At 57.0% G+C, this 12057-nt stretch carries 13 protein-coding genes; all 13 read right to left on the bottom strand.

Going from position 1 to position 12057, the window contains the following annotated elements:
* Positions 1–4 precede the first annotated feature (4 nt).
* The 13 genes from GBEM_RS17195 to GBEM_RS17250 all read right to left on the bottom strand — a co-directional run bounded on the left by GBEM_RS17195 (position 5) and on the right by GBEM_RS17250 (position 12052).
* Entirely contained in the window at positions 5–1099 is a 1095-nt protein-coding gene (locus tag GBEM_RS17195) for an ATP-grasp domain-containing protein (RefSeq protein ID WP_012531869.1), read from the bottom strand.
* Positions 1096–2475 carry a DUF362 domain-containing protein gene (locus GBEM_RS17200; protein ID WP_012531870.1) on the bottom strand — a complete coding sequence of 460 codons (1380 nt, stop codon included), beginning with the start codon at positions 2473–2475 and terminating at the stop codon, positions 1096–1098. Before GBEM_RS17200 ends, GBEM_RS17195 begins: the two co-directional genes overlap by 4 nt.
* Before the next feature lie 4 nt (positions 2476–2479).
* On the bottom strand, positions 2480–3289 hold the full coding sequence (locus tag GBEM_RS20485) for a class I SAM-dependent methyltransferase (protein WP_012531871.1): 810 nt from the start codon (positions 3287–3289) through the stop codon (positions 2480–2482).
* 25 nt (positions 3290–3314) lie between these two features.
* Entirely contained in the window at positions 3315–4649 is a 1335-nt protein-coding gene (locus GBEM_RS17210) for a flippase (RefSeq protein WP_012531872.1), read from the bottom strand.
* A gap of 27 nt (positions 4650–4676) precedes the next feature.
* The gene (locus GBEM_RS17215) at positions 4677–5018 is read right to left on the bottom strand and encodes a hypothetical protein (protein WP_012531873.1); all 342 of its coding nucleotides are present in this window, start codon (positions 5016–5018) and stop codon (positions 4677–4679) included.
* A gap of 22 nt (positions 5019–5040) precedes the next feature.
* On the bottom strand, positions 5041–5646 hold the full coding sequence (locus GBEM_RS17220; RefSeq protein ID WP_012531874.1) for a winged helix-turn-helix transcriptional regulator: 606 nt from the start codon (positions 5644–5646) through the stop codon (positions 5041–5043).
* A 151-nt stretch (positions 5647–5797) separates the two neighbouring features.
* On the bottom strand, positions 5798–6997 hold the full coding sequence (locus tag GBEM_RS17225; RefSeq protein ID WP_012531875.1) for a glycosyltransferase family 4 protein: 1200 nt from the start codon (positions 6995–6997) through the stop codon (positions 5798–5800).
* Complete coding sequence (locus tag GBEM_RS17230; RefSeq protein WP_012531876.1) at positions 6990–7934, bottom strand: glycosyltransferase family 2 protein; 945 nt, start codon at positions 7932–7934, stop codon at positions 6990–6992. Before GBEM_RS17230 ends, GBEM_RS17225 begins: the two co-directional genes overlap by 8 nt.
* Before the next feature lie 86 nt (positions 7935–8020).
* Entirely contained in the window at positions 8021–8989 is a 969-nt protein-coding gene (locus tag GBEM_RS17235; RefSeq protein ID WP_041262846.1) for a glycosyltransferase family 2 protein, read from the bottom strand.
* Between the two features lie 46 nt (positions 8990–9035).
* On the bottom strand, positions 9036–9188 hold the full coding sequence (locus tag GBEM_RS21330; RefSeq protein WP_226373886.1) for a hypothetical protein: 153 nt from the start codon (positions 9186–9188) through the stop codon (positions 9036–9038).
* Positions 9189–9340: 152 nt separating this feature from the next.
* The gene (gene ccsB / locus GBEM_RS17240; protein ID WP_012531879.1) at positions 9341–10189 is read right to left on the bottom strand and encodes a c-type cytochrome biogenesis protein CcsB; all 849 of its coding nucleotides are present in this window, start codon (positions 10187–10189) and stop codon (positions 9341–9343) included.
* Between the two features lie 61 nt (positions 10190–10250).
* The gene (gene resB / locus GBEM_RS17245; protein WP_012531880.1) at positions 10251–11609 is read right to left on the bottom strand and encodes a cytochrome c biogenesis protein ResB; all 1359 of its coding nucleotides are present in this window, start codon (positions 11607–11609) and stop codon (positions 10251–10253) included.
* Positions 11610–11782: 173 nt separating this feature from the next.
* Positions 11783–12052 (bottom strand): cytochrome c3 family protein, encoded by a 270-nt coding sequence (locus GBEM_RS17250; RefSeq protein WP_012531881.1) that lies wholly within the window; start codon positions 12050–12052, stop codon positions 11783–11785.
* Between the last annotated feature and the right edge of the window lie 5 nt (positions 12053–12057).

Genomic DNA, 12057 nt, shown 5'->3' on the forward strand with positions numbered 1-12057 from the left:
CAACTCAACCTTGTGTTCCTGTCACAGTGGCGCCGGGTACCGTTGCTTGCGGGGTTGCCCCCCTGCGCCGGTTGCCGACCTCTTCGATGAAATCTTCCACCTGTGCTTCCTGTGGCCACATGTGCCCCTCATGCCACTGAAGCTGCCGGTCCCAATGTCCCGGGCAGCTGTGAACGGCAGTATCCACGAAGGTATAGCTGATCTCGCAGATGACGGGCTTGCCGTTTCGGTAGAGAAAGTCGTAAGCCATGGTCTGAAAATCCGCTTTCCGGGAAACCTCAAAGGCAAGTTCAAGACACGCAGGATCGACCGCTTCGGGATTCCAATCGATGTTGCCGCTTCCCGAGGCGCGAAAATCTCCGGGGCGATTCATACGCCGGAAGGCGAAAGCGCGCTCACCGACCACCGTTACCCGGGTGTCGTACTCGTTGCCTGGCAGGAATTCCTGGAAGAAAGCATAACCTTTCTCCGGCTTCCACCACGCATCGGGAAGGGCGGGAAACTCCCCGGCGACGATGTGCCTGGCCGCATCTACAAAGCGGAGTGCCCGCTGCTTTGCCTGACGCCGCGTTTTGGGCAAAAAGGCGGGACGATATTCGTTCATCATCATCGGAAATATGCCGCGGTCGAACATCTGGTCGATAAGCGACATAGCATCCTGTCGGGTTTCGACCTTCACGACATTGGACGAACCCGCTCCAGCGGTGAGTTTAAAGATGACGGGATAAGAAGCACTTTTGGTCCATTCCAGCGCCCTCTCCTTCTCCCACCAGACCCAAGCTGCAGGTTGCGGCGCCCCGAGGGCAGACAGAAGATAGTATTGGGCAATCTTGTCGTCAAAGTGCCAGGAGGTGGCGACTGAGGGAAACACCGGCTTTTTCAGCGAGCTTTCAATGGCCTGCAATATGACGCGAGCCGACTGCTTGTCGTCCTGGATGTGGAACCAGCGCCGCATGATCCCATCGCATGACTTCGCCTCTTCGATCGCTTGCGGGCCAAGCAAGTCAAGCAGCACGACTTCCACTCCTCGCTCGGTGAGGAAGTCACGCCACTTGTCCGAGAATGCCCTGTCACGGTCCGGATGGATCCCTATTCTCATTTACCGCTCCCTTCCCGCTCTATGTGGCCACGCCAGCCGGCAGAGGCCAGGAACGCCTTCCCGAACCGCTTTGCGGCCTCTTCAGGAGACATCTTTTCTCCGTTGCAGATCACCCGGCACCCGTCGGGGGACAGCCCGGTCAACGGGTAACGGAAATGCCCAAAAGCCTCCCGCACCGCGGGTATCTTCCGCCAGTCGAATTGCATCAGCGACGCACCCACCAAATCGGCGAATGCCGATGACGCCGCAAAGGACAGGACTCCGAGGGTGACGGGGCGTGGGGCCAAGGGCCCTTCCCCCTCGCCGGCAATGACGGCATCGGTAAACGAGTAAACACGGCGCACAGCAGTGTCCGACATTGTCCCGTCAGCGCGTCCGTAAAGTAGCAGTCGGTTAAGGTCCAGCGTCATGCGCCACACCGTATCATTGCCATGCCACCCACCTTCGATCTCAGGATTTCCCACGAGGCTCTGAATCCGGATCAGCCGCCCGGACCGCTTCAGCCACCGCTGGCACTGCTGGGTGCCTATGACTCTGTTGGCCTCGTCAAAGCAACGCTCGGCCATGGACTTCAGCACCGACTGGCCGGGATAGCAGTCCCCGCCATCCCCTTTGCCGCCCAGCCGGTGGTGCGGCAGAAATTCCTTGTTGCCGTTCAGCCCGACGATGTTTTTCAATGCGCCGGTCATCCCCGCCTTCTTGTGGCACTTCAGCTTGGGCAGGTTGATGATGACATCGGCCTCAAACGGTTCCTTTGCGAGCAGGTACTCGTGTTTCCCCTTGTGGTGGCGCCGGGCCAGCAGATCCGGATCGTAACAGGTGATTCGAAAGCGGCTCTCCGGCGTTGAAACGGGCTCCAGCAGGCTGTCTTTTCCCAGGTCGAAAAGGAGATAGCGATCTTCACCCCGAAGCTCGCGATCCTGCCCTTCGCCGAAGCCGCCTTTGCGAAGGACGGTGCGGCGGAAGTCGACGATGTCGACCGGACAGGATGCCAGGCTTTGCATCCTCTCACGCCATTCATGCGGCACCAGCATGTCGAAGTCACACTCTTGGATGGGAGCATCGCCGATGACGACCCGGCCCGGCTTCGCCTTGAGCACCTCCAGCAAGACTGCCTCGATAACGTTGGGGTGCGTCACCAGGCAATCGTTTCCTTGGCTACTGTAATTCTTGTGAAGAACCCAGTTCGGCTTCAGTAAGACGGTCATGCCAGGCTCGATAAGATCTTTCATCGGGGCATTCTTGTCTATGCGACCAAAGCCTCCATCGAGCAGGAGATCCGCAATAGTCGATTGCAACTCGGAAACATCCGGATATTGAGGTACTGAAGCACCAGACGATCCTTTTGCTCGTATCACGACATGACCATCTTCCATAGGTTCACACCTTTTCGGCAACAACACACAAGTTGGGGCCGGTACTACATCTCGGCATTCGGTATCGGGGATCTTGTGCTGCGATCGGGTTCACCACGTCAAGAAATCTATTCATGTAATACTTCACAGATCGGGCCACATTATGCTTTGTCACTTTCTTGTTTTTCTGCAGCTCGAAAAGATCTATAGCCTCGCAGTAGATCACTTTGAACCCGTGGGCGCTCAATAAATCCGAAATATCTTTCTGTGTGAAACTTCTTACATGCTGTATTTTATGAAATTCATGGTCACAGAATGGACAATAGACATGGCTTGCCGATAAGTCCTCGTTAGCTGGCGTAGTGAAAAAAGCAATACCCTGTGGCTTGAGAAGTCGATGTATTTCATTCAGGGTCGTAGGGAGCATATCATCTAGTAAATGCTCCAGTGTTTCCATGCAGGTAACAAGATCGAAGAAGTTTTGATGGTAGCTAATTGGCAAACTGGATGAAGAGACTGCTCCGCTCCAATTGGAGTGTCCAGAAAATTTTGAATTCACTCGGTCCACAGTGCCGTTTGAAAAATCAAAGCCATAGCATTTGTTGCCGATCGCCAGAAAACGCTCCAACAGAAACCCCGGACCGCAACCAAAATCGAGAACGGTCCACTGCTCTGAAAACGCCCTAACCCTGCGCAACAAGTTCAACAGAGCGTCGCCGACCTGGAATGAGAAATATTCAGAGTCCACCTGTGGCTTCTGTCCGTGGTAATTCCAGAACCGCCTTATACTATCAAGCGTCCAATCAGTCTCAGTTGGAACCGACTTCTCTTTCATCTTTGCTTCCTCTTAAAGTTGATACCTACCAAAACCTCGGGTATATCAATGCCCTGGTTAACATGGCACCAGTCCTGTGCAGCGGCTTATAAAGAAAACAGGCTCCGTGGCCGGCGATCCAGTACGAGATCAAAGAGGCCGCTGCTGCCCCAACCCCGCCATATTTCGGCACGAGCACATAATTCAAAACTATATTCACAAATGCCCCCACTGATACCATCAGCAGAAGAACTCGGGTCCAATTCATTGCCATCAGAAAAGCATTTCTGGCCACAGCGAGGTTGGCAAAAAGATCGCTCCAGATCAGCAATACCAGCATAGGAGCAGCCGAGGCATACGCTTCGCCGTAAAAAAGAAAGACAACGATACCCGCCAGAAATGTAGTAGGAATGGCAACGGCATACCCCAGGAAAGCAAGCAAGTTGTAAACTTTCTGCAACCTTCCATAAAATTCAGCTTCATCGTTTTCCTTTGCCTTGACGATGTTGGGGAAAACGGAAGAGACAATGGCTGTCGGTATGAAGAACCATATCTCTGCGATCTTTACGGCCGATGCGTAAACCCCGACTTCATGCGCATCAGCCATCTGCCCAAGCATGATCTGGTCGATGCGAAGATAAACCATGAACACGATCCCTGAAAGGACCAAAGGCCAGCTGGCTGCCAATAAGTTGCGAGCGCGATCGAGCGTTATTCGCCAACTGCCGAGGCGCTGGCTATTGGCCCGGTAAACATAGACAAGCCCTACGGCTCCAAGACCGATTTCGGCAGCGTTTGCCGCCGCGAAAGTCCACAACGGAGCTTTTAGCAATACCAGGGCAAGTCGCAGTGCAGAAACAAGTATGAACGCAGCATTCTTCGCATAGACCACGTATCTGGACAGAACTTTTGACTGGAACCACAAATCGATTGTGTCAAAGGCCCCGAACACCAATACCGATCCCATTATTCCGACAAGCATCTGAGTGAGATGGTCGGTCGGACGAAGCAGGAATACGGTCACCATAGTGAGAAGGTAAGCAAAAAGACCAGCAGCCAAGCGCAGCGTGAAGACCGTACCGAGAATTTCCTGTTCTCTCTCCGGGGACCGCACCACCTCGCGGATGACAACACCTTCCAGACCCAGAATCGCTATCGCCGAAAATACGGCAACCAAAGACGCAGCATAACTCAGCAATCCATACTGTGCGGGGCCGAGATAGCGGGCGATCCAGATACCGACGAATAGCCCCACCCCCATGCGGAGCAGGCGGTCACCAAAGAGCCAGCCGGTGTTGTTGAGTACTTTCTGAAGTTCCTGCCTTCCCTCGACCCGCTTCTTGAGGAACGCCGGAAGATAGCTGACCCATCCCTGATTCATCGGTTCCTTTCTCTGCTCTGCCTGCCGCTATTTGAATTCCGGATCATCTTCCTTCACGCGGTACACCCCATGATGCGCCTCAGTGTCCGCGCGATGCTCGGACAAGTCAGCTGCCACGGCATCAAGCTTCGTGCTGAGTCGTTCATCCAGTTCATCGATCCGGATGCTGAGTCGTTCATCCAGTTCATCGATCCGCTTGCTTAGGTTGTCATTGACGACCCCGAGCATGAATGTGGTTTGCTCAATCTTCTCGTTCAGCTCACCGAGCTTGGAATCAAACTTCTTGTCCAGCGCGGTGTGACCTTCAAGAACCAAGTTGAACTTACTGTTGATGTCTTCAAGCAATATTTCCAGGTGCTCTTTTTCCATTTAACACTCCTGGTGCATGAAGTTACTTCTGTCCCGCCTGGTAAATCCGCCCGGGGTCGACTCCCACCCTGAGGAGTTCCTCGCGCAGGGCCTCGCCGCGCTTAAAGGAGGTGATGACGATGTTGTGGTTGCCTGACAAAAGGCCTATCGCCGGGGTCACCACGACCCGGTCGAAGAACTTTGCGCCGGCTTTGTCGGTATCCATGGCCATCACCATTTCCATCCCCGCTTCTTTGAGGGAGAGATAGGCGATCTCGGCAACCTCGTCTATGCCGCAGAAAGCGACACTTGTTACACCCTGGGCTGCCATCCCCTTGAAGAGCTTCAGGTAGTCCTGGCGCGCCACGGTGTAGAGCCCCGAGAAATAGCTCAGGTGCTGGTAGGCAAGGCGGCTTTTTTCGGCGAAACCTTTGGGGGTGAGGAGATAGGCGTAGCGGTTCTTGGGGAAGTTGTTGACCCGGATGAAGCCCTTGGCGACCAGGTTCTTAAGGTAGGAGTTGACCAGGCCCAGGGCGATGCCGAGACGTTTGGCGAGTTCGCGCTGGGAGAGTTGCTGGTCGCCGGAGATCTCCGAGAGGAGGAGGAAAGAGCGATAAGTATCTAAAACCTTTTCATCGTCACCGTTCATGGGCTGAACAGTAGTATAAAATGAAGCAGTTTTCAATCAAAAACTAAACCATTGGCAAGGAGAACATCTGAGGACTTCTGAGAAAAAGCAAAGACGGAGAGAGGCTTAAAGCGTGAAAGTTTCTCTCCTGTTTAAGGTTTCTCAGATGTCCTCAGATTTTCTCCTTGTTAATGGTTTTGCCCTTGTTAAGGGTTTTGTAGATCTCCACGAGTTCCTTCCCCCTCGCCTGCCACGAATGGAGGGCGATTGCGCGCTGACGCCCTTCTTCTCCCAGCACTTCCCTCAATTCCCGATCACCTGCCAACCGACCAATGGCTCCGGCCAGGTCTGCAGCATCGCCGAACTTGGCATACAAGGCGGCGTCTCCCAATATCTCCCGGTTGACAGGGGTGTCGAAGACTACGGTGGGAAGCCCGCAGGCGATGTAGTTGAAGAGCTTCCCGTTCGCCTCGGTAAGCGAAACCTTGGGCGAAACCGCCAGATCTCCAGCACTAAGATAAAGCGGCGCTTCGCTGTACGGAATCCTGCCGGTGAAGGTGATGATGTCGTCGATCCCCATCTCTTCGGCCTTCTCGCGGTAGCGTGCCTCGGGAAATCCCATGATCAGGTAATGCAGCTTCGCCCCCTGTCCCTTCAGGTTCGCAGCGGCCTCCAGGAGCAGGTCGATACCCTGGTAGCTGTTCATCAGCCCCAGGTAGACTACGACGGGACGCTTCTGAGGAAGGCCTAGCTTCGCGCGGATCTCTTCTTTGGGCTGCGGGGCGAAGACACCGGTGTCGACGCCGTCGATGAGGGCGCGGACTCGGGCCTTCGGTACGCCGTCGAACAGGAGCAGTTCCACAGTGGGGGTAGCGCTGGTGACGATGTAGTCGGAGCTGCGGTTGATCCAACGCTCCAGCGTGGCGAAGAAGCGCTGCAGCAGGGAGCCGGGCTTTACGAAGCCGTGGTCGGTGATCTCGGCGGTGAGGCTTCCCTGGCAGTCGAAGAGCATGGGGACTCGTATCAGCATCTTGAGGAAGGCGCCGAAGAAGGCGCCTTCGTGGAGGTGGGCGTGTATCAGGTGCGGCTTGAACTGGCGCGCCACCTTGATGGCCTTGAAGAGGAGCTGCAGATCGAGGAAGGGCTTGATCCAGGAGGGGCCGGCCTCTAGCTTTTTATACCAGGAGAACCCTGCGATCCTCTCGGTGTGGATGCCGGGGACGTCGTTTCCGATGTGGTAGGTTACCAGGCGCAGCTCGACGCCGCAGGCCATGGCGGCTCTCGCCTCCTCAAGGATGCGGACGTGGCAGCCGCGGTCGGCGAAGAACGGGGTCGGCGCCAGCACCAGTACGCGCAAAGGATCCTCAGCCAAAGTTGAGCTTTTCCTTTATGTTGTAGATCGGCTTCCCCTGCGCCTCGTAGTAGGTCCTTGCGGAGAGTTCGGCCAAAAGCCCGAGGACGATGAACTGCACCCCCATGAAGAGGAGGAACGCGGTCAGGATGAGGAGCGGGTTTCTGTTCATGCTCATGCCGTCGAAGAACTTCATGTAGACGGTGACCGCACCGCTTAAGCACCCGGCGGCGAGGGTGTAGATCCCCCAGCGGCCGAAGAGCTGGATCGGTTTGGTCGAGTAGCTCAACAGAAATTTCACAGTCATCAGGTCGAGGATGACCTTCATGGTGCGGGAGATGCCGTACTTGCTCTTGCCGTGCAGCCTTTCGTGGTGACGCACCGGCATCTCGGTCACCCGGGCGCCGACCTGGTGCGCCAGGGCAGGGACAAAGCGGTGCATCTCCCCGTATAGGTTGACGTCGTCCAGCACGTCGCGACGGTATGCCTTCAGGGTGCAGCCGTAGTCGTGCAGATGCACGCCGGTCATCCTGGAGATCATGCCGTTGGCAAGAATGGAAGGAAGCTTCCTGTTCACGAAGGTGTCTTTGCGGTCCTTGCGCCACCCGGATACCACATCGTATCCCTCGTCGATCCGCGCCAAAAGCAGCGGGATGTCGAGCGGGTCGTTCTGGAGGTCCCCGTCCATGGGAACTACCACGCGCCCGGAGGCGCAGTCGAAGCCGGCGGCCATGGCGGCGGTCTGCCCGAAATTGCGGCGCAGGCGTATCACCTTGACCCGGTCGTCCTTCGCGGCCAGACGCTTTAGCCCGGAATAGGAGTTGTCCGAAGAACCGTCGTCGACGAGGATCAGCTCGTACTCGATCGGGGTGTCGCCCAGCGCCTCGGTGACCCGGTCGTGCAGAATCGGGATGTTGTCTTCCTCGTTGTAAATGGGGACTACGATGCTGAGATCCACAGGTTTCTCCCAGAATCCGTTCAACGTTCAACGTTCAATGTTCATGTTCGTTTAGCGCTGTTAAACGGTTAATTACATACGGCACGTTATGCGAACGCCTTCACACGCCTGATTTCCACTTCCCAATGGGTCTGCTTCCCGCCCCGGTAACGGGGGCGCGCCAGACCGCGCAATACTCCGGCGCCATAGACCAGGTGCAGCGTCGGAAAGACCAGCAACAGCCTCGGCAAAAGGGCCAGGTCCCGCCCTGCAATACTCCCGGCTACGGAGGCAGCCGCAACAACAGCCAAGTAGCAAAGAAGCGGCAGCAAAAATATGCCCCCGGCGAGAAACGGGAGCAACAGGATGTAGACCAGAAACAACGACGGCACGAGGGAGACCGGCTTCAGCTTTCCCGATATCAGGGTCTGCTCGCCGCGCCCCCGGCCGTAGCCGTACATCTGCCTCACATAGGCGCGATAGCTCTTGCGCTGGCTGCGCACGATGGCCAGCTCGGGGTCGTGCACCAGTAGGTGCCCTTCCCGCTGCAGCCGGTCCATCAGCTCGTTCTCCTCGTTGGGATAAAGCCGCTCGTCCAGCCCCTCGTGGGTCAGGAAGATGTCGCGCCTGAAGCTCAGATTGCAGAGGATGAGTTCGCTGTCGTTGCTGTACCGGGCACTGCCGCTCTTGCGGTAGCGGTTGCGGACCCCGCCCCCGCCGACGGGCGAGGTGAAGGCGATCCCTATCGCCCTTTGCAGGGGGGAATCGGTGGCGGGGGTAAGAGAAGGCCCGCCCACCGCGGCAACCTTCGGCTCCCGGTAGTGTGACGCCGCGCGCTCGAGAAACCCGGGATCAACCAGGGAGTCGTCGTCCAGGAAGTAAAGGATCTCTCCCTTCGCGTCGCGGGCGGCGACGTTTCTCTGCACGCTGGGCTGACGGCCGTAGGCAACCAGCACCTCGAACAGCTCCTCCGGGTAGGTCGCCTGGCTCAGGGCGGACAGGGCTCGCACGTCGCCCTCCGGCTTCACCGGTATGATGATGGAAAACTTGGGGAGCGCCGCAGGACCAGGCCGCAAGGCCTGCTGAAACTCTCCCCCAGGTAAAGGAACGTCGGGAGGGGGGCTACTGGACAACGGGTTTCACCCTGTCGTAGCGAAGCGTCCTGTGGCAGCCGACGGAGCAGCCGCGGCCGGTCTCGGTCGCCTCGAATTTGATGGGAATTTCCCAGCTGCCGAAGCCGTAGGCTTTCGAAGAGATGAGGCTGTCCTGGCCCACACTCCCCCGGACCAGACCCTTGTGGCAGCTGCTGCAGCTAAATTCGGCCCGGGCGGCATCCGGTAGAAGGATGGCCCGAAGAACGAATGGAGCCAGAGCTGCTACCGGATGTGCCCAGAGGGAGTGTCGCATGGCCTCAGTTTGCCTTTTTCTTATTTACCGTAGCTATGCAGACCCGAAAGGAACAGGTTGACGCCCAGGTAGCAGAAGATGGTTGCGGCAAAACCTACGACGGAGAGGATGGCGGCGCGACGGCCGACCCAGCCGCGCGTGATGCGGGCGTGCAGGAAGGCTGCGTATACGAACCATACTATGAGGGACCAGGTCTCCTTCGGGTCCCAGCTCCAGTAGGTGCCCCAGGCGTAGTTGGCCCAGGCAGCGCCGGTGACGATACCGAGGGTCAGCAGCGGGAAGCCGATCATGATCGCCTTGTAGTTCAGGTCGTCCAGGATCTTGATGGAAGGGAACATGGAAAGGAGCCCGCCGGCCTGGGCGTTGCCGCCCCCCTGCTCCAACTGCTCGCGGATCAGGAACATGATCGAGATGCCGCAGGCGACCGCGAAGGCGGCATAGCCTAAGAAGCAGGTTATGACGTGGTACATGAGCCAGTTACTCTGCAGCGCGGGGACCAGCGGCTCGATATTGCTGTCCAGGCTCAACTGGGCCCAGGCCATGCCGAACAGCGCAAAAGGCATGACGAAGAAGCCGATGGCGCGGTACTTGTACTTGAAGTCGATGAACAGGAAGATCATGACGATGGTCCAGGAGAAAAAGACCACCGACTCGAACAGGTTGGACAAAGGCGCGTGGCCGTGCCCCATGGCGTAGGATTCTTTCCAGCGCAGGCCGATGGCCGCGCCCTGCACCAGGAACCCGAAGAGGGCCGTGTAGGTGCCGAGCGCCCCGATGGTCTTGTTGCGCGAGGCGAGGAACGCGAAGAATATGCAGGTTGAAACCATATAGACGATCATGGTGACGTTGAACAGCGAGGAACTGGACATCGGTATTTACCCTCCGGTCAGCATTCTGTTAGCGCGATAATAGGGGGCTTCCCCCCTTGGACTATAACTTGTTGAGTTTTTCCACCAGCTCGTCGAAGGCGATCTCGAAGCCGGTGGGGTTCTTGCTGGCGGAACCGCCCAGCGTGACGCCTTTATCGGTAACGCGGGCCCAGACCCTCTTGTGGGACATGAAGAAGGCCATGCAGATACCGACCACCATCAGGAAGCAGCCGAACCAGACCACCCAGACGCCGGGGTCCTTGGCGACCTGCAGGCCGGTGAAGAACTTCTGGTCCATGCCGTCGAAGGACAGAATCAGGTCGCCGCCGTGCTGCGCGTTGAACGACTCGTACTTGTCGGAGAGGATGACGAACGGCTGCGGGTTCCCGCCTGCCGGCGTGTACTCGACCTGGGCGCCGGGACCGTCGAAGCCCCTCATGAAGGGACGCACGTCCATGGTCGCTTCCATGACGGAGACAAAGGCGCCGCCCGGCAGTGCCAATCTCTCGCCCTGGCGCGCCTTCAGCTTGACCGGCTGGCCGCCGTTGCGGTTGCGCACCGAGATGTAGTAGGCAACCCCCTCGTCGGACTGGCCGTAGCTGGACTGGTAGAAGGTGATCCCTTTGTAGGTGAGCGGATCGTTGACGATGATGGGAATGTGCTGCAGGCCAGCGACAGGCTGCCCCTTGTCGGACACGCTCAGGATGCTCTTGAACTCCTTGGGAGCACCGGTGTCGTAGAAGCTGACCGAGAACTTCTCGCAACGCACGTCGAAGCCGAGATCGATAACCTTGCCGCTGTTGGTCTGCACCTGCGACACGGACCCGCCTTCCGGGATGTTGACGTAGGCCTTGTATCCGAAGAAGGAGCCGATCAGCGCTCCGATGAAGACGATGATGATGGAGAGATGCACCACGTAGACGCCAAGCCGGCACCACGGGTGCTTCTGGGCGAAGAGGTGGTATTCGCCTCCCTGCTCGGTTATCACCGGCTCGGCGAATTCGGCTTTGAGGAAGGAGACCATCCGGTCCTTCAGCTCCTCCTTCGAACCTTTGAGCTTGAACTCTTTCACATTGGAGAGGCTCTTCTCGAAGTTGTCGTCCATCACTTTGACGGGTTCGGAGACGACTTTCCAGACGCGCGGCAGCCTTTTGATGGAGCAGCAGATCAGGTTCAGCGTGAGGAGGTACAGAAGCAGGATGAACCACCAGGAGTGGTACATGTCAAAAAAGCCGAGGGAACTGTACAGCTTGATCTTAGTTTCGCTTAAAGTGGCGAGATACTCGCGTTGAGGTCCCTGCTGTATCACCGTACCGATGATCGAGACCAGTGCCAAGCCAATCAGCAGGAAAATTGAAAGCTTTAAGGAACAGAAAAAATCCCACACCTCTTGTGCAAATCCACGTTTGTTCGTTGTCAAGGCCGTCTCCCAGAAAGGTGATCGTACAGCTTGGATTAAGTCAGGCGTGCCATTATAGTCAAATTGTCGATAAGAGCAAAATAAAAATTACGAATACAATACCGACCACAAAAAAAGGGGCGACAGGATATCCTGTCGCCCCCAAATTCAGCAATCGTCCTCTTAGAGGAGCATTACTTCTTGTGGCAATCGCCGCACTTGGTCGGGCCGCCCTTAGCTGCGTGGCACTCTTTGCATGCTTTGCCGTGAGCCGCGTCCTTGTTGATAGCGATCTTGGCCGGTGCGCCATCGCCGTGACAGACTTTGCACTCGTTTTTGCCCTGGTGAGCCTTGTGGTTGAAGGTTACGTTACCGTTTTTGGCGGGGTAGACGACGCTGTCTGCGGCCATTGCGGAAACAGCAAATGCGAGAGTCAGAGCTACTGCAGCGACAATCTTTTTCATTAGTA

Origin of the sequence: Citrifermentans bemidjiense Bem (assembly GCF_000020725.1) — a bacterium.
Classification (GTDB): Bacteria; Desulfobacterota; Desulfuromonadia; order Geobacterales; family Geobacteraceae; genus Geomonas; species Geomonas bemidjiensis.